This window comes from Devosia sp. FKR38 (assembly GCF_005222805.1).
GTDB lineage: Bacteria > Pseudomonadota > Alphaproteobacteria > Rhizobiales > Devosiaceae > Devosia.
The window spans coordinates 1,254,285-1,272,692 of the sequence record NZ_STGC01000005.1; the positions used below are offsets into that span (position 1 = coordinate 1,254,285).

General features: G+C 63.5%; 14 protein-coding genes. 1 reads left to right on the forward strand and 13 read right to left on the reverse strand.

What is annotated here, in order from left to right; all coding sequences use genetic code 11:
* Positions 1–7 precede the first annotated feature (7 nt).
* The 9 genes from E8M79_RS11090 to aspS all read right to left on the reverse strand — a co-directional run bounded on the left by E8M79_RS11090 (position 8) and on the right by aspS (position 11,468).
* The gene (locus tag E8M79_RS11090) at positions 8–1,375 is read right to left on the reverse strand and encodes a pyruvate dehydrogenase complex dihydrolipoamide acetyltransferase (RefSeq protein WP_137151959.1); all 1,368 of its coding nucleotides are present in this window, start codon (positions 1,373–1,375) and stop codon (positions 8–10) included.
* Entirely contained in the window at positions 1,365–1,724 is a 360-nt protein-coding gene (locus E8M79_RS11095) for a hypothetical protein (protein WP_137151960.1), read from the reverse strand. The genes E8M79_RS11090 and E8M79_RS11095 overlap by 11 nt, the downstream gene beginning before the upstream one ends.
* Positions 1,721–3,109, reverse strand: coding sequence for a pyruvate dehydrogenase complex E1 component subunit beta (locus E8M79_RS11100; protein ID WP_137151961.1), 1,389 nt, complete (start codon positions 3,107–3,109; stop codon positions 1,721–1,723). The genes E8M79_RS11095 and E8M79_RS11100 overlap by 4 nt, the downstream gene beginning before the upstream one ends.
* A 1-nt stretch (position 3,110) precedes the next feature.
* Positions 3,111–3,509, reverse strand: coding sequence for a hypothetical protein (locus E8M79_RS11105; RefSeq protein WP_137151962.1), 399 nt, complete (start codon positions 3,507–3,509; stop codon positions 3,111–3,113).
* Between the two features lie 11 nt (positions 3,510–3,520).
* Complete coding sequence (pdhA, locus tag E8M79_RS11110; RefSeq protein WP_137151963.1) at positions 3,521–4,540, reverse strand: pyruvate dehydrogenase (acetyl-transferring) E1 component subunit alpha; 1,020 nt, start codon at positions 4,538–4,540, stop codon at positions 3,521–3,523.
* Positions 4,541–4,655: 115 nt separating this feature from the next.
* The gene (locus E8M79_RS11115) at positions 4,656–5,054 is read right to left on the reverse strand and encodes a septum formation initiator family protein (RefSeq protein ID WP_137151964.1); all 399 of its coding nucleotides are present in this window, start codon (positions 5,052–5,054) and stop codon (positions 4,656–4,658) included.
* A 433-nt stretch (positions 5,055–5,487) separates the two neighbouring features.
* Positions 5,488–7,773 carry an NADP-dependent malic enzyme gene (locus tag E8M79_RS11120; RefSeq protein WP_137151965.1) on the reverse strand — a complete coding sequence of 762 codons (2,286 nt, stop codon included), beginning with the start codon at positions 7,771–7,773 and terminating at the stop codon, positions 5,488–5,490.
* Between the two features lie 127 nt (positions 7,774–7,900).
* Positions 7,901–9,502: an EAL domain-containing protein gene (locus E8M79_RS11125; RefSeq protein ID WP_137151966.1), complete on the reverse strand. Its 1,602-nt coding sequence runs from the start codon at positions 9,500–9,502 to the stop codon at positions 7,901–7,903.
* Positions 9,503–9,674: 172 nt separating this feature from the next.
* Entirely contained in the window at positions 9,675–11,468 is a 1,794-nt protein-coding gene (gene aspS / locus E8M79_RS11130) for an aspartate--tRNA ligase (protein ID WP_137151967.1), read from the reverse strand.
* A gap of 199 nt (positions 11,469–11,667) precedes the next feature.
* Between aspS and rnd the strand changes: the two genes are divergently transcribed.
* On the forward strand, positions 11,668–12,837 hold the full coding sequence (gene rnd / locus E8M79_RS11135) for a ribonuclease D (protein WP_137151968.1): 1,170 nt from the start codon (positions 11,668–11,670) through the stop codon (positions 12,835–12,837).
* A 28-nt stretch (positions 12,838–12,865) separates the two neighbouring features.
* Here the strand turns inward: rnd and E8M79_RS11140 are convergent, their stop codons facing one another.
* The 4 genes from E8M79_RS11140 to E8M79_RS11155 are packed head-to-tail and all read right to left on the reverse strand — an operon-like array spanning position 12,866 to position 18,404.
* Positions 12,866–14,401, reverse strand: a complete 1,536-nt coding sequence (locus E8M79_RS11140) for a Ppx/GppA phosphatase family protein (protein WP_137151969.1) — start codon at positions 14,399–14,401, stop codon at positions 12,866–12,868.
* 2 nt (positions 14,402–14,403) lie between these two features.
* Positions 14,404–16,560, reverse strand: a complete 2,157-nt coding sequence (locus E8M79_RS11145) for an RNA degradosome polyphosphate kinase (protein ID WP_248304975.1) — start codon at positions 16,558–16,560, stop codon at positions 14,404–14,406.
* A gap of 1 nt (position 16,561) precedes the next feature.
* Complete coding sequence (locus E8M79_RS11150) at positions 16,562–17,308, reverse strand: hypothetical protein (RefSeq protein ID WP_137151971.1); 747 nt, start codon at positions 17,306–17,308, stop codon at positions 16,562–16,564.
* Positions 17,286–18,404 (reverse strand): AI-2E family transporter, encoded by a 1,119-nt coding sequence (locus E8M79_RS11155; RefSeq protein ID WP_171015826.1) that lies wholly within the window; start codon positions 18,402–18,404, stop codon positions 17,286–17,288. Before E8M79_RS11155 ends, E8M79_RS11150 begins: the two co-directional genes overlap by 23 nt.
* Positions 18,405–18,408 lie beyond the last annotated feature (4 nt).

The window sequence follows — 18,408 nt, forward strand, 5'->3', positions numbered from 1 at the left end:
TTGCCCCTTAGGCCAGCATCATCACGGGATTTTCGATCAGGCCCTTGAACACACCCAGCAGTTCGGCGCCCAGGGCCCCATCCACCGCACGGTGATCACAGCTCAGCGTCACGGTCATGAACTGGCCAATCTTGATTTGGCCGTTCTCGGGATAGACGCGCTCTTCGCCCGCGCCCACGGCCAGGATCGTGCCATGCGGCGGGTTGATGACGGCGGCAAAATGCTTGATGCCGAACATGCCCAGATTGCTCACCGAAGAGGCGCCGCCCTGGTATTCATGCGGCGCGAGTTTCTTGCTGCGGGCGCGGGTCGCCAGATCCTTGACCTCTTCGGAGATCTCGCGGAGCGACTTGGTATCGCAGGACTTGACCACCGGCGTGAACAGACCACCGGGGACCGAGACCGCCACCGCCACGTCGCTGCGCTTGTGGTACAAAATGCTGTCACCAGCCCAGGTGGCATTGGCCAGCGGCACGCGCTGCAGGGCCACAGCCCAGGCCTTCATGATGAAATCATTGACCGAGAGCTTATAGGCCGGCTTGCCGTCCTTGCCCTTGGGCGCCTGGGCATTGATCTGCTCGCGGGCAGCCATCAGGCCATCGATCTTGCAGTCCATGGTCAGGTAGAAATGCGGCACGGTCTGCTTGGATTCGGTGAGGCGCGCGGCCACCACCTTGCGCATGCCGTCATTGGGCACCAGCTCGTAGCTGCCCTCTTCGTAGAGCGCCAGAACCTGGGCCTTGCTCATGCCACCGGCGACGGTTGCGCCAGCCGGCGCAGCAGCGGCGCCAGCGGCGGGGGCTGCGGCCTTGAGCGGTGTCGCGCCGGACTTGGCGGCGACCACGTCGGATTTGACCACACGACCCTTGGGACCGGTGCCGGAAATGGCCGACACATCGATGCCAGCTTCCTTGGCCAGACGGCGGGCCAGCGGGGAGGCAAACACCTTGCCGCCTTCCGACTTGGCCGGTGCCGGCGCTGCCTTGGCGGCAGGCGCACTGGTGCCGGTATTGGTGTTGGTTGCAGCAGCCGGTGCAGCCGCAGCGGGCTTGGCCGCTTCGGGTGCAGACGCAGCCTTGGGGGCTTCGGCGGCCGGAGCCGCCTTGGGCGCGGCCATGTCGCCGGCGCTTTCGCCATCCTGCAGCAGCACCGCGATCACCGCATTGACCTTCACATTCTCGGTGCCTTCGGCCACGAGGATCTTGCCGATCTTGCCTTCGTCCACGGCCTCGACTTCCATCGTGGCCTTGTCAGTTTCGATCTCGGCGATCACGTCACCGGAAGAGACGCTGTCGCCTTCCTTGACGTGCCATTTGGCGAGCTTGCCCTCTTCCATCGTCGGAGAGAGCGCCGGCATGGTGATATCAATTGGCATTTTGAAGTTCCTTGTCGGTATTCACCGCTGCGACAACAAGTGTGTGTTGGACCGCGACCTTGCCCAGTTGAGACCTAATCGCCCAACGAAGAATAAAAAAGTTCACCACCAGACCACCTACGCCCGCAAGAACTTGGCTGAAGGTGATCACCGCCTGCGGGGTGTTTTCAAAGTCCGGCCTGCCTTTCGTGAAGAACATCGAAAGGAAATGATAGCCGAAATCCAAGACGAACCCGATTGCAAAGCCAAGTAACCATGGCAGTATCAGCCCCAAAATACCCCAGCGCCAGAATACGGCCCATGTGAGCCGATTCAGGAAGTCAGTGGGCGGTTTGGCAACAACGATCATGAGCGATAGGTCACGGCATTGACCGCCGCGATCACGTCATCGACATGCGGCAGCGCCAGCTTTTCAAGGTTTGCCGCATAGGGCATGGGCACGTCCTTGCCGGTCACGCGCATCACGGGCGCATCGAGATAATCGAAGGCCTGTTCCATCACGCGGGCCGACAGTTCGGCGCCGATACCGCCCTGTGGCCAGCCCTCTTCCACCGTCACCAGGCGTCCGGTCTTTTTGACCGAGGCGATCACGGTGTCGCTGTCGAGCGGGCGCAGCGTGCGCAGATCGATCAGTTCCACGTCGACGCCTGCAGCGACCAGCTTTTCGGTGGCCTGGGTGGCGTAGCGCATACCCATCGAGAACGACACGATGGTGACATCGGCGCCCTTGCGGGCGATGCGGGCCTTGCCGATCGGCAGCACGAAATCGTCCATCTTGGGGACCAGGCCGGTCGAGCCATAGAGAATTTCGTTCTCAAGGAAGACGACGGGGTTCGGAGACCGGATCGCCGCCTTGAGCAGGCCCTTGGCGTCGGCCGCGCTATAGGGCGCGATGACGGTCAGGCCCGGCACATGGCTGTACCATGCCGAGTAGTCCTGGCTGTGCTGGGCGCCAACGCGCGATGCCGCGCCATTGGGGCCGCGGAACACCATGGGCGCCGTCACCTGGCCGCCCGACATATAGAGCTGCTTGGCGGCCGAATTGATGATCTGGTCGATCGCCTGCATGGCAAAGTTCCAGGTCATGAACTCCACGATCGGCTTGAGGCCGGCAAAGGCTGCGCCAACGGCCAGACCGGCAAAGCCATGCTCGGTGATGGGCGTATCGATGATGCGCTCGGGGCCGAATTCCTGCAGCAGGTTCTGGGTGATCTTGTAGGCGCCCTGGTACTCGGCGACCTCCTCGCCCATCACGAAGACGTCCTTGTCGCGGCGCAGCTCTTCGGCCATGGCCTCGTTAAGCGCCTGGCGCACGGTCATTTCGACCATTTCGACGCCCTCGGGCAGGTCCGGATCGTCCTGGGCCACAAACTTGGGGGCATCGGCAGCCGGCGCAGCCTTGGCCTCGGCGGGCACACTCGCCGCAGCGGCGGCAGCCGCTGGCGCGACCTCGGTCGGCTCAGCGGCCTTGGGCGCAGCCTCGCCAACGCTTTCGCCTTCACCCAGCACCAGGGCGATGGGCGTATTGACCTTCACTCCCTCGGTGCCTTCGGCGACCAGGATTTCCTTGACCACGCCGCTGTCGACCGATTCCACTTCCATGGTGGCCTTGTCGGTCTCGATCTCGGCCAGCACATCGCCGGGCGACACGGTGTCGCCGACCTTGACCAGCCATTTGCTCAGCTTGCCCTCTTCCATCGTGGGCGAAAGCGCGGGCATCAGGATTTGGGGCATATTAGCTCTCCAGAAGTGTAGCGCCGGGCATGGCCACGCGGCGAAGGTCAGTATTGAAGGCAATGAGTGACACGGAAACGACCCGACCGGCGACGGCGCCGGTCACAGCCGCTGTGTCGGATGCGGCCGGGCGCTGGCTGACGGCCCAGCCGCTGAGCATGACACCCAGCAGGATGAAAACGAGGAAGGCGATCGTGGCCCGCTTGTAGATCTGCAGATTCGCCGCCGCGGCCGGTCCGGCCTTGGCTTCGAGCTTGCCGAACTTCCACCAGCCCAGCACCATGAAGGCGCCCAGCTCGGCGCTGGCCGGCGCCAGCCGCATGATCGCCCGCGCCTGGCTGGCCGCAACGACCAGCGACAGGATGGCAAACACGGCAATCACGCCCAGCAGCACGGTCATCCTTGAGCCCCTCAGGCGCTGATGGTGATGTCGGTCCACAGCTCTTTGGGATCGGGCTCGGCATCATTGGTGGCAAAGTCTGCCGCCTCGGTCACGATGGCCCGGATGTCGTTCTCGATCGCCTTGAGCGATTCCTCGGTCTGGGCACCCGATTCCAGCAGCCGCGCCTTGACCTGCTCGATCGGGTCGCGCTCCTGGCGATACTTGGTCACTTCGTCCTTGGAGCGATATTTCGCCGGGTCGGACATGGAGTGACCGCGATAGCGGTAGGTCAGCATTTCGAGGATATACGGACCCTTGCCGGAGCGGGCATGCTCGATGGCGCGCTGGGCGGCATCATAGACCATGCGCACATCCATGCCGTCGACCTGCTCGCCCGGAATGTCGAACGACGCGCCGCGCATGGAGAAATCGGTCGTCGCGGCAGCGCGCTCGATCGAGGTGCCCATGGCATATTTGTTGTTTTCGATGATGAACACGACCGGCAGCTTCCACAGCTTGGCCATGTTGAAGCTTTCGTACACCTGGCCCTGATTGGCCGCGCCGTCACCGAAATAGGCCAGGCTCACCGAGCCGTCACCCTTGTACTTGGCGGCGAAGGCCAGCCCGGTACCCAGCGACACCTGCGCGCCCACAATGCCATTGCCGCCATAGAAGCGGTGTTCATTGGAGAACATGTGCATCGAGCCGCCCTTGCCGCGGCTGAGACCGCCCTGGCGGCCGGTCAGCTCGGCCATCACGCCCTTGGGATCCAGACCCATCACCAGCATGTGGCCATGGTCACGATAGCCGGTGATCTGGGCGTCCTTGCCCTTTTCGGACGCCATGGTGACGCCAGTCACCACAGCTTCCTGGCCGATATAGAGGTGGCAGAAGCCGCCGATCAGGCCCATGCCATACATCTGGCCGGCCTTTTCCTCAAAACGCCGGATCAGCAGCATTTCGCGATAGGCTTCGAGCTCCTGCTCGGGGCTGAACTGGGGAATATTGGGTTGCGTCTTGGCCTTGGTGGCCACAGCCTTACGCGCCATAGAGAACGCTCCGCATCGAAATGGAATTGCCGCTTGTGCCAACATGGCCACAGAAGCCCACTATAGCGCAAGCAAGGGGCGCAAAGCAATGCTCCTGCCCAGCGCCATTCTCAAGCTAAAGAATTGAATCTGCAGCGATAATCTGATTTAACTGATCTGCAGCTAATTCGTTGAATTTACCAGAAAGTGGTTCACCGGTGTCCGGATCGACCATGACGATAATGTCATCTGCATTGGCCATGTTCAGCAGCGCCCGGGCGCGCTCGGTGACGATGTCGGGATCAAGCCGTCGCGGGTCCATCAGCGTGGCGCGGTGGCGATAGGAATCGATCTCGGCCTGCAGCGCCGCCGACTTGGCCTTGAGCTGATCGATGTCGAGCAGGATCTGCGTCCGGCTCTCTATGCCGAACTGGCCGCCAATGGCCGAAAAGCCCAGATAGCCCTGGAAACCCAGCAGGGCGACGGTCAGAGCCAGGGGGCGCCAAAGCGCGGGTCGTTTGAGGCGGGTGGGCATTGGGCAACCGGATTAGGACGCCCCATTATGCCAGCCCAGTGCTTAACGCGGCGTTGCGAAGCCAGGCGACCAGGCCGCACGATCACCCTGTGGGCGCTACAAAAACTGCCGTATCAACAGGTAGATGCCGCCCCCGATCGCCAGCACGATTATCCAGGCGACAATGGCCAGCAGCAGGATGATCGGCAAGCGCATCCCCACCAGCCAGTCCGGCCGGGGCAAGAATTCTAGCCGTACACTGATTTGTTTGATCAACCGATCCACAGAAACACATACGCCGAGGGGAACCCAATGGCTCCCCATAAGCCTCCGCGGCGGTAGAAACGCAATCCGAAAATAATCCGTTGTAGCATTTAATTAACAATGGATCGTCTTGCCCCGTCCGGGGCCCAGGGCGTCGGACGGGGCATGGTCAGGGTCAGGCGCCCTGCCCTCAGCTGTCGCTGCCAACCGCCTCGGCGGCGGCAATGGCGGCCATATTGACGATGCCGCGGCTGGTGGTCGATGGCGCCAGGATATGCGCCGGCGCGCGTGGCCCCATCAGGATCGGACCAACCGAAAGCGCATTGGTCATTTCCTTGAGCAGCGTCATGGACAGGTTCGCCGCATCCAGGTTCGGGAAGATCAGCAGATTGGCCTCCCCGCTCAGCGGCGAGTCCGGCACATAGCGGTCGCGCAGCATCTGGTTGAGTGCCAGATCGCCCTGCATTTCGCCCTCGACGATCAGTTCGGGCGCCACGGCCTTGAGCTGCTTGTACACCGCCCGCATCTTGTAGGCGCTGTCGCCATCGCGCGAACCGAGGTTGGAATAGCTCAGCAGCGCCACCTTGGCCTCGATATTGAAGCGCTTGAGACTGTCGCGCGCCTTGAGAGTGATGCCCACGATCTCGTCCGGCGTCGGATCGATGTTCACATAGGTGTCGGCCAGGAAGAAAGCGCCGCGCGGCATGATCAGCATCGACAGTGCCGAGACGTCATTGACCCCGTCCTGTAGGCCAATAATCGAGCGGATGTCGCGCACATGCTTGATGAAACGGCCCTGCAGCCCGCAGATCAGCGCATCGGCCTCGCCGCGCTTGACGGCCAGGGCACCGATCACCGTGGTATTGGTGCGCACCACCTGCCGCGCCGTATCGGGCGTGACGCCGTCACGGCCCACCAGCGAGTGGAACAGGCTCACATAATCGCGGTAGCGCGGATCATCGTCGGGGTTGATCACCTCGAAATCGCGGCCTGGCTTCAGCGTCAGGCCGAAGCGCTCGATGCGCGCCTCGATCACCGAGGGGCGACCGATCAGGATCGGCCGGGCGATGGATTCTTCCAGCAGCACCTGGGTGGCGCGCAGCACGCGCTCATCCTCGCCATCGGCAAAGGCGATGCGCTTGTTCTGCCCCTGCGCCCGGTCGATGATCGGCTTCATGACGAGGCCGGAACGGAACACGAAGCGGTTGAGGCTGTCGAGATAGGCCGTCCAGTCGGTGATCGGGTTCTTGGCGACGCCCGAATCCATAGCCGCACGCGCCACCGCCGGCGCAATGCGCAGGATCAGCCTCTGGTCGAAGGGATTGGGAATGATGTGGTCGGGCCCGAACACCGCCGGCGCGCCCGAAGGCGACACTTCCAGCCCCGGCTCATGCGCCAGCTTGGCGATGGCCCGCACGGCCGCCAGCTTCATCTCTTCGTTGATCGTGGTCGCGCCCACGTCCAGCGCACCCCGGAATATGAAGGGGAAGCACAGCACATTGTTGACCTGGTTGGGGAAGTCTGACCGTCCCGTGCACACCATGGCATCGGGCCGTGCCGCCTTGGCCACATCCGGCATGATCTCGGGATTGGGATTGGCCAGCGCCAGGATCAGCGGCCGCGGCGCCATCTTGGCCAGCATCTCGGGCTTGAGCGCGCCGGCAGCCGACAGGCCCAGGAAAATGTCGGCGTCATCGATCACCTCGGCCAGCGTGGTGGCGTCGCTCTGGCGGCGGAACTTGCCGCGCCACTTGTCGTTGACGTCATTGCGCTTGTGGGTGACCAGACCATCCTTGTCGGCGACCCAGATGTTTTCGTACTTGGCGCCGAGCGCCACCAGCACGTTGAGGCAGGCGATAGCCGCCGCACCAGCACCCGAGGCGCAGATCTTGACGTCCTCGATACGCTTGCCCTTGAGCTCGAGCCCGTTGAGCACAGCGGCACCCACGATGATGGCGGTACCATGCTGGTCGTCATGGAACACCGGAATGGGCATGCGCTCGCGCAGCGTTTCCTCGATCTCGAAACAGTCCGGCGCGCGGATGTCTTCCAGGTTAATGCCGCCAAAGGTCGGCCACAGCGGCGCCACGGCATCGATGAACTTCTTGGGATCGATCTCGTCGATCTCGAGATCGAACACATCGATGCCGGCGAATTTCTTGAACAGGACTGCCTTGCCCTCCATCACCGGCTTGCTGGCCAGCGCGCCGATATTGCCCAGGCCGAGCACGGCGGTGCCATTGGAGATCACAGCCACCAGATTCTGGCGCGAGGTATATTTGGCGACCGTGTCGGGATTGGCGGCAATCTCCTCGCAGGGGGCCGCAACGCCGGGCGAATAGGCCAGCGCCAGATCGCGCTGGTTGCCCAGCGGCTTGGTCGGCTGGATTTCGAGCTTGCCGGGCTTGGGGAACTCGTGGAAATGCAGCGCCGCTTCGCGCAGGGCCTTCCGCTGTTCGTTGACGTCGCTGGACACTTCAGCCTCCTCTCCCGCATGCACGCAACACTGTGCATTCTCAGGTACGGGACCGCGTTCGTGCCACCATTTCCCGGCAATGAAAAGGGTCAATTCCCCTTGTCGCTTGCAACTAAAGTCGCAGAGCTCAGGCGGCGCTGGCCACTACGGCCTCGATCCGCTGGCGTGGCGCCTGCGTGGCATGCAGCGCCACCGCCAGTTCGCGGAAAGCATCGACCTTGAGCGCCGGCGCAAAGATATAGCCCTGGGCCTGCAGCACGCCGCGGGCGCGCAGGTAAATCGCCTGTGCCTCGGTCTCGACACCCTCGGCCACGATTTCGCAATCGAGATCCTTGGCCATGGCGATCAGCCCGTCCAGAACCGGCACCTGGGTCGTGTCCGGCTTGATCATATCCACGAAAATGCGGTCGATCTTGATGATGTCGATGCCCAGCGTGCCCAGATAGGCCAGGTTGGAATGGCCCGTACCGGCGTCGTCCATGGCCAGACGGGCGCCCAGGGCATGCAGGCCCGCAATCACGCTGTTGGCCACAGCCGAATTGCCGACCGGATGCCGCTCGGTGATCTCGAACACCAGCTGGCGATAGGAAATCGCCGAATTGCCGAAGATCGCCTGCACGTCTTCCACAATGCTGTCGTCCCGGAAATGGCCCTCGAACAGATTAATGGCCACCTTCATGTCCGGCATCATGGTGCACAGATCGCCAAGGTCCGCCTTGACCTGCTGCATCATCGACAGCGTCATCGGAATGGCCAGGCCCGTGACTTCGGCATAATCGATGAAGGCACCAGGCGGCACCACCTTGCCGTTCTTCTTCTCCCAGCGCGCCAGCACTTCGCAACCCACCAGGGCGCCGGTGCGCAGATTGATCACCGGCTGGTAATAGGGCTTGATCTCACCGCGGGCGATGGCGCGTTCCAGATCGAACGCCGGCACCCGCGAGCGCCGGACATAGTGCAGCGCCAGCACCAGGAAGGCCGCGCTCATCAGGCTGGCCACAATGGTGAAGCTCACATCCAGATCGGCAAAGCCGGCCCGCACGATGGCGAAGGGCACCGCATATTCCACCTTGATCGGCAGCGCCCCGGCAAAGCTGTCCGCCGAGATGAAATCGGCATCGGCGCCGCGGCGATCAAAGGCGCCCGGATCGCCCAGCGTCAGGATCGGCGTGCCATTGGTCAGGCTCACCCGCACCATGGCCCCGGCATCGAGCCCCTGCTCCATGGTGGCCGTGTTCTGGCTCAGTACCGGCAGGAAGGCCGAGACGCGCCGCAATTCGCCAAAGGCCTGCGTCAGCTTGAGCGCCGGCATGACCATGTCGGCGAATTGGACCACCGTCAGCGATTCTGTGCGCCCCGGCACGGGCAGGCTGTCCGACAGCGGCGAGTAATGCAGCGTCCGCCCGAAAGCGTCACAATATTGGACGCCATCGGCATTCTCGACCAGCACCTGCTTCATATTGAGACTGGATTCGATGGCCAGCTGCACATTGGCCACAAAAGTCGGCGTGCACAGCGATGGGCTGTCCGCCAGGACCGTCCGCAACGCCGACATGGCATCGGTCGAAGCTGCATCGATCTGTGCGGAAACGGCCGCTACATATTGAGAAGCATCAATCTTCTCGCGCATCCGCACATAGGCATCCAGGAAATAGTCCACACTCAAGATCGGCACGAACGCGAGGATCGCGCCGAGCAGCATCAGGATATGGGAGTATCGGGACTTCAACTTTTGCGAATCCGAATGGGCGATGACCCCCTATCGGTATCAACCAGCATTTAACGGATCATTAATGCTAGTTAACCCTTGGAAACCTCTGGGGCGCCCAAAGCAAAGAGGCGGCCACCCGCCGGGGTGACCGCCTCCTGAATGCCAATGCCCCACCCAAAGGGGCTGGCAGCTACTTGTCCTGCACGTTCAGACGGATGCTGAGCTCGCGCAGCTGCTTGGGCGAGGCCGGGCTGGGCGCGCCCATCAGCAGGTCTTCGGCCTGCTGGTTCATCGGGAAGGCTGTGATTTCGCGCAGGTTCGCCACGCCGCACAGCAGCATCACGATGCGATCCACGCCAAAGGCGGCGCCACCATGCGGCGGTGCGCCATACTGGAAGGCGCGGTAGAGGCCGCCGAACTGCTCTTCGACCTCCGCCCGGCTCTTGCCGGTCAATTCGAAGGCCTTGACCATGGTGTCGGGCAGCTGGTTACGGATCGAGCCGGAGGCGATCTCAAAGCCATTGCAGACCGCATCATACTGGTAGGCCTTGATGGTCAGCGGATCCTGGCTGTTGAGCGCGTCGATGCCGCCCTGCGGCATGGAGAAGGGGTTATGCGCAAAGTCGACGCGCTTTTCCTCTTCGCTCCACTCGTAGAACGGGAAGTCCACGATCCAGCACAGCGCGAACTGCTCGGTGTCCACTAGGCCCAGGTCGGTGCCGGCCTTGGTGCGGGCCTCGCCGGCGAACTTGTAGAACTTCTCGGGGCGCCCGCAGACGAAGAACACGGCGTCGCCGTCATCCAGGCCCAGCTGGGCCTTGAGCGCAGCCGTGCGCTCCTCGCCAATGTTCTTGGCGATCGGGCCACTGCCCTGCCCGTCCTTGAAGAAGATATAGCCCAGGCCCGGCTGGCCTTCGCCCTGTGCCCAGGCGTTCATGCGATCGCAGAAGGCGCGGCCGATCGGCTCGGCGCCGGCCTTGTTCTTGGCCGGGATCGCCCAGACTTCCACCTTGGAATCGGCCTCGATCTGGTTGGCGAACACCTTGAAGCCCGAACCGGCGAAATGCTCGGTCACGGCCTGCATCTTGATGGGGTTGCGCAGGTCGGGCTTGTCCGAACCATAGGTGCGGATAGCCGTGTCATAGGGAATGCGCGGCCAGTCCTTGGTGACGCGCTTGCCCTCGGCAAACTGCTCGAAGATGCCGGTGATGATCGGCGTCATCGTGTTCCAGATGTCTTCCTGCGTCACAAAGCTCATTTCCAGGTCAAGCTGGTAGAACTCGCCCGGCAGGCGGTCGGCGCGCGGGTCTTCGTCGCGGAAGCACGGCGCGATCTGGAAATAGCGGTCAAAGCCGGCCACCATCAGAAGCTGCTTGTACTGCTGCGGCGCCTGCGGCAGGGCGAAGAACTTGCCGGGATGGATGCGGCTGGGCACCAGGAAGTCGCGCGCGCCTTCCGGCGAGGATGCCGTCAGGATCGGGGTCGAATATTCGGCAAAGCCGGCCTCGCCCATGCGCTGCCGCATTGAGCCGATGATCTTGGTGCGCTTGACGATATTGGCATGCAGCTTCTCGCGGCGCAGGTCCACGAAGCGGTAGGTCAGCCGCACGTCCTCGGGATATTCCTGATCGCCGAACACCGGCAGCGGCAATTCCTTGGCCGCCGACAGCACTTCGATCTCGCGGATGAACACTTCGATGGCGCCGGTGCTCAGGTTCGGGTTCACCGCCGCGGCGTCGCGCAGCTTCACTTCGCCGTCGATGCGGATCACCCATTCGGCGCGCACCTTTTCCACGGCGGCAAAGGCCGGCGAATCGGGGTCGACCACCACCTGGGTGAGGCCATAATGGTCGCGCAAATCGATAAACAGCAGCCCGCCATGGTCACGGATACGATGAACCCACCCGCTCAGGCGGACCGTCTGGCCGGCCTCCTTGGCGGTCAGTGCCCCGCAGGTGTGCGAGCGGTAGCGATGTTCGGTCATGTCAAAAAGCTCTGCAAAAAGGCCGGAATCTTGGGCCGGAAAAGCGCACGCGAGGCCACGATTGTCAAGCTGAAGCCCACGCGGACCGTCCCGCGGCCAGCCACCGGGCCAGCCATATCCGATACAGGGAAATCCGTTGTGGAGTGCACCGGTCGCACCTGCTAGGAACAATCGTGACTATTTTGAGACGGACAGACGCATGGACCTCATCGTTTCCACAGACGTGCTCGCGCAATTCTGCGAGCGCGCGGCCAAATTCGATTTCGTCACGGTGGATACGGAATTCCTGCGGGAAACCACCTATTGGCCCAAGCTCTGTCTGATCCAGGTCGCCACCGATGACGAGGCCGTGCTGATCGATCCGCTGGTTGCCGGCTTTGATCTCAGCCCCTTCTATGCGCTGCTGGCCAATCCCGCTGTGGTCAAGGTGTTCCATGCCGCCCGGCAGGACATCGAGATTTTCGTCAAGGCCACCGGCAAGGTGCCGGCCAATATCTTCGACACCCAGATTGCTGCCAGCGTCTGCGGCTTCGGCGACAGCGTCTCCTATGACAATCTGGTGCGCTCCATCACCGGCGTCGAGCTCGACAAATCCAGCCGCTTCACCGACTGGTCAGCCCGCCCGCTCACCGAAAAGCAGCGCCTTTATGCCATCGCCGACGTCACTCACCTGCGCGACATCTATCGCGAGCTGCGCAAGCAGGTGGCCGCTACGCGGCGCGGCGACTGGGTGGAAGACGAGCTGACCGTGCTGCGCAGCATCGACACCTATATCGTCCAGCCCGACAAGGCCTGGGAACGGCTCAAGATGAAGATCAACCGCCCGCGCGACCTGGCCGCCCTCAAGGCACTGGCCGCCTGGCGCGAGCAGCGCGCGCAGGACACCGATCAGCCGCGCAGCCGCATCATCAAGGACGATGTGCTGTCCGAACTGGCCGTGCAGCGCCCGTTGACGCCCGACGCCTTTGAGAAGCTGCGCGCCGTGCCGCGCGGCTTTGGCCGCAGCAGCGCCGCCGCCGAGATCATCAACCTGCTCAAGCAGGTCGAGGCGCTGACCAAGGCCGAGCTGCCTATGCTGCCCGAGCGCTATCGCGGCCCCTCGCCCAAGGGCGCGGTGGGCGATCTGATCCGGGTGCTGCTCAAATCCGTGGCCGAGGAGCATGGCGTTGCCGCCCGTATTCTGGCCACCTCCGACGATATCGATGCCCTGGTGCTCGATGACGAGGCCGATGTGCCGGCCCTGCAGGGCTGGCGCCGCAAGCTCTTCGGCGACAAGGCCCTGGCCATCAAGCATGGCCGCATCGGCCTGGTCGCCACACGCAAGGGCATTGTCGAATTCGAGGTCAAGCAGCCTGAAGCCGCCGAATAGGCGGCTTCAGCCCTCGGCAGATGCGGCCTCAGGCCACAGCAATCGTCGCGGATTTGTAGCCGGCAACGCCAGCCAGCGTGTCGAAGCGATTCTGCAGATGCTCGCCATTGAGGAAGGTCAGATCGGCCGGCAGCACCAGGGTGACGCCCGTGCCTTCCGCCTCAAAGCGGATGCGTGGCAGAATACCCGGCATCGCTGCGGTCATCGGATAAGCGACGCGGAACAATGCACCCAAGAGCCGCGCCCGCTCGGTCAGCGCTTCGGTACCCAGGTTCACCAATGCGGCCGCCGTCTTGCTCTTGAGCCCGTCGTAGCGGATGGCGATGGTCTGGGCGAGGAAGGTGCGGGCCGGATGGTCGATGCCGCTCAGTGAGCCATAGGCGATCGAATCCACGCTCTGCGCCCCGCGATAGTCCGGATGCGCCCGCCAGCCGATATCGGAGAGCAGGCACGCCACCATGCGCAGCCGCGTCTGCTCATCGGTCTCGGCAATGCCGGTGGCCTCCAGGAACTGGCTGGTGAAGCCGATCAGATCGCCCGCATGCGCCGGCGAGCGCGACCGCAGCACCGAGAGCTCCTCGGCCCCCTGGATCAGCGGATCAATCGCCTGCTCGCGCGCGTCCAGCATGCCATAGAGATAGCCCTCGCGCACGCCGAGCGCGGAGAACACCACATCCTTGAACTGACCGGCCTTGAGCACTTCTGCCATGACGGCCGCGCCGAACGGCACCAGTTCGCGCCGCGATGAGCTGGCATGCACCGAACCGGGATAGGATTTGAGCGAGCCGGTGGCCACGATCTCGCTGCAGAAGGCGATCATGTCCGCCGCTGGCACCACATAATGCTGCACCATGTGCAGCGGATATTTCGTCACCACCTGGTGGATCTTGGCCAGCGAACGCCAGGTGCCGCCAATGGCCGCAAACGAGGCGCCCTTGCTCATGGGCTCCAGCGGGCTGGCCGCCAGGCGCTCGCGCACCATGGCTGCGGCCCGCTCGGCCGAGCCACCGCTGTCGTCCTGCAGGCGGATTACGCCCAGCTCGAACGAGCGGCCATCCGTATCGGCGCCGTTGCTAATGCAGGAGAGCTCAAGACTCCCCCCGCCCAGATCGCCGACAATGCCCGAGAAGCCCAGAATGCCGGCCACCGCGCCCAGGGCCGCATAATGGGCCTCCTGCTCGCCGGTGAGCACCTGCACCTTGCTGCCCATGATCGCTTCGACGGCGCCGACGAAGTCCTGCCGATTGGCCGCGTCGCGCACCGCCGACGTTGCCAGCACGAACACCTTGCCCACCCGCATCATGCGGCACACCAGGGCAAAGCGCCGGATGGCGTCGAGCGCCTGCGCCACATTGGCATCGGCCAGCCGTCCGGTCTGCCCCACCCCGCGCCCCAGGGCGCAGGCGGATTTTTCGTTGTAGAGCGGGGTCAGCGCGCGGGCGTGCCGCTCATAGACCACCAGACGCACCGAGTTCGATCCGATATCGAGCACCGCCACGGGCTTGGCGCCCTTGATGCGGCCTTGCGCCGTCGGATCGGCATCGACGCCCCAGAATTTATTCAACCCTAGCCCTCGTCCGCTTCGACCAGCCCGGCGCTGCCACGGCCGGACAGCGAGGGATTGGTCATGAAGTAGTCATGCGCATTGAAAGGCTCTTCGCCCTCCGCCGCGCGGATACGGTGCGAGCTGCCATCGGGCAGCACTTCCCAGCTCTGCTGGTTGTCACGCAGATAGGCAACCAGAATTCGATCCAGAATTTGCTTATGCACGGTGTTGTTGAGGATGGGCACCATCACCTCGACGCGTCCGTCCAGATTGCGGCCCATAAGGTCCGCAGAGGAAATATAGACCTTGGCACGGCGGTTCGGCATGGCCTCGCCATTGCCGAAGCAATAGATGCGGCTGTGCTCGAGGAAGCGGCCGACCACCGACTTCACCCTGATATTGTCCGAGAAGCCCGGGATGCCCGGGCGCAGGCAGCAGATGCCGCGCACGATCAGATCCACCTTCACGCCCGCCTGGCTTGCATCGTAAAGGGCGTCGATGATCAGCGGATCGACCAGCGAGTTCATCTTGAGCAGAATGCACGCCGGCTGCCCGTTGCGGGCAAACTCCACCTCACGGGCAATATCGTCGATCAGCGTCTGCCGCAGGTTCACCGGCGACACCGCGATGGTCTCCAGCTCCGTCGGCCGGGCATAGCCGGTGATGAAGTTGAACACCCGCGCCACGTCACGCGTGATCGCCGGATCGATAGTGAAATAGCTCAGGTCGGTATAAATCTTGGCGGTGATCGGGTGATAATTGCCCGTGCCGATGTGGCAATAGCTGACCAGCTTGCCCTTTTCGCGCCGCACCACCTGGCTGAGCTTGGCATGCGTCTTGAGCTCGATGAAGCCGAACACCACCTGGGCCCCGGCCCGTTCCAGATCGCGCGCCCAACGGATATTGGCCTCTTCGTCAAACCGCGCCTTGAGCTCGACCAGGCACGTCACCGACTTGCCGGCCTCCGCCGCCAGCACCAGCGCCTTGATGATCGGGCTATCCGCCGAGGTGCGATAGAGCGTCTGCTTGATGGCCACGACGTCGGGATCGCGCGCCGCCTGCATCAGGAATTGCGCCACCACGTCAAAGCTCTCGAACGGGTGGTGCACCAGAATGTCCTTGGCGCGGATGGCCGCAAAGCTGTCGCCATTGTAGTCGCGGATACGCTCGGGGAAGCGCGCGTGGTAGGGCGTGAACTTGAGGTCCGGCCGGTCCACTTCGCAGACCTTGCTGGCATCGGCCAGGCCCAGGAAGCCATGCACCTCGAACAGCTCGGTGTCCTTGACGCCCAGCTGCTCGCCGATCTGGCGCTTGAGCGCCCGCGGCATCGAGCTTTCAATCTCCAGGCGGATCACCTGGCCGCGGCGGCGCTGGCGCAGCGCGCTCTCGAATTCCACCACCAGATCGGCGGCCTCGTCGTCGATTTCAATTTCGCTGTCGCGGATCACGCGGAAGGCGCCCGAGCCCACCACTTCATGGCCGGGGAACATCTTGTGGAAGAACAGCTTGACCAGCGTGTCGATGGTCACCACCTCGCTGCGCCCTTCCGAAACCAGCGTGCTGGGCAGATGGATAAAGCGATCCAGATTTCCTGGAATGCGCACCAGCGCCGTCAGCGGCAGATCATTGTCTGGACGCTTGAGCTCAAAGGCCAGCGCCAGCCCCAGATTGGGGATGAAGGGGAAGGGGTGGGCCGGGTCCACCGCAATGGGCGTCAGCACCGGGAAGATTTCCTCGCGGAACAGCTTCTGCAGATAGTTGATCTGGTCGGGCGTCAGGTCGTCCTGCTCGTGGATCACCACGTTCTGGGCAAACAGCTCCTCGCGCAGATCCTGCCAATGGTCCTGCTGCTCAAGCTGCAGGTGCTGGGCCAGGGTCGCGATCTCTTCAAGCTGCTCGGCCGGGCTCAGCCCGTCCGCGCTCTGCTTGGTCAACCCGGCGCGCAGCTGGCCCTTGAGCCCGGCGACGCGCACCATAAAGAATTCATCCAGATTGTTGGCCGAGATGGACACAAAGCGCAGCCGCTCCAGCAGCGGGTGATTGGCGTTCCCCGCTTCTTCGAGCACACGCATGTTGAACTGCAGCCAGCTCACCTCGCGGTTGACGAACCGGGCCGGGCTTGCGCGCAGGGCCTCGCTGTCGGGGACCGTTGCGTCGCCGTCGGAGAACTCGCTCATGTCATTCATCGTCCTGGCTATCCCAATCCTGTTCGTCGTCCGTCTCGCCCCGGTCGCGCCGGCGGCGGTCAAGGGCTTCTGCGGCAATGCTGCGGGTCACCGCGGTTCCCTTTTGCAGGGCCAGCCGATCCATCAAATCGGCGAGCAACACAGCCTCTTCCGAGGAGCGCTCCATGCGCGCCACCAGATAGGCGATAATCCTGGGGTCCACGGCCACCTGCCGGTCGCCGAACAACTTCACGAACATCTGTGACAATTGGATGTCGTCCGTCAGCTCCAGGGAAAAGGCCGTGGCGCGGCGCACCCGCGATACCACATCCTGTGTCGACAGCGGCCATTGCGCAACCTCTTCCCGCGCGGTCAGCAGGATCGGCCGGCGGTCGCGCAGCGACTGGTTGAGCAGATGGAACAGCCCGGTCTCGTCATAGCCGAGCCGATCAGCATCCTCGACGATCAGCGGCTGGTTGCCGCCACTGGTGGCCAGCGCTTCCAGCGCCCCCACCTGGGCAAAGCGTGCCCCGGCCCGGTCGGCAAAGATGCGCGCCAGATGCGATTTGCCCGATTTGGCCGGGCCCAGCAGCAGCGTCAGGGGTTCGGACCAGTCGGGAAAGGCCAGGATGCGGCCATGCGCCAGCCGATTGCCGTCACCCACCAGGAAATCGGCCTCGCCCTGCGCCGGCGTATGCGCCAGATCCAGGGCCAGCTGTCGTATGGTATCGCCCGGCTCAGGGCGCTCGGACAGGGTCATCACCATCGCCTGCATCGCTGATGGCGACAGTGCCGCCATTGGCGCCCAGATAGAGACTGCTCGACTTGTACTTGCCCACGCCATAGCGCACCAGCACGCCGCCAATGGCCGCCAGCGGCACGGCGAGCAACAGGCCGACGAAGCCGAACAGCGCGCCAAAGGCCAGCAAGGCAAACATCAGCCACACCGGATTGATGTTGATGCTCGACCCCACCAGCTTGGGATAAAGCACATTGCCCTCGATGAACTGCCAGCCCAGGAATATCGCGGCCACCGCCACCACCATCCAGTAATTGGGCCAGAACTGCACGATGGCGATGCCCACCGACAGCGAGAAACCAAAGGCAAAGCCCACAAAGGGCACAAAGCTCAAGAGGCCACTGATCAACCCGACGGCAAGACCAAAATTGAGCCCGATCAGGCTGAGCGCGGTGGCATAGAACACCGCATCGATCACCAGCACACCACCCTGCCCGCGGATCACCCCGGCCATGGACTTGTCGATGTCACTCAGAATGCCGTCGATTTCCTGCTTGTGGTCGCGCGGCAACAGGCCCTGCAGGCCCCGCACCATGCCCTCCCAGTCGAGCAGCAGATAGAAGGCCACCACCGGGGTCACCAGCGTCACCCCGATCACGGCGGCGCCGGTATAACCGATATTGACCAGCTCGGCCGGCAGGGTCGCGATAAAGCCCAGCGCCTGGCGCGTCAGCTCGGTGATGGAGGTCTGGAATTGCGCGGCACGCTCTGGCCCCAGCCATTCATTGACCTGCGGCGACCATTCGGTGACCAGGCTCTGCAGCGACGTGACATAGCCCGGCAGGCGCTGGATCAGGCCGATGATCTGCTGCCCCACCAGCGGCAGGAACATCAGGAACACCCCGACAAAGATGGTGATCACCGCCAGCAGCACCACGGCGGTCGCCCAGCCGCGGTTGAACCGCCACCTTTGCAGCTGGTTGACCATCGGATTGAGCAGATAGGCCAGCGCCGCCCCCACCACGAAGGGCAGCAGGATGCCGCGGAACAGCCACAGCAGCACAATCATGACCACGAGGAACGCGATCCAGATCAGCACTTGATTTCGCAGTGTCATGGTG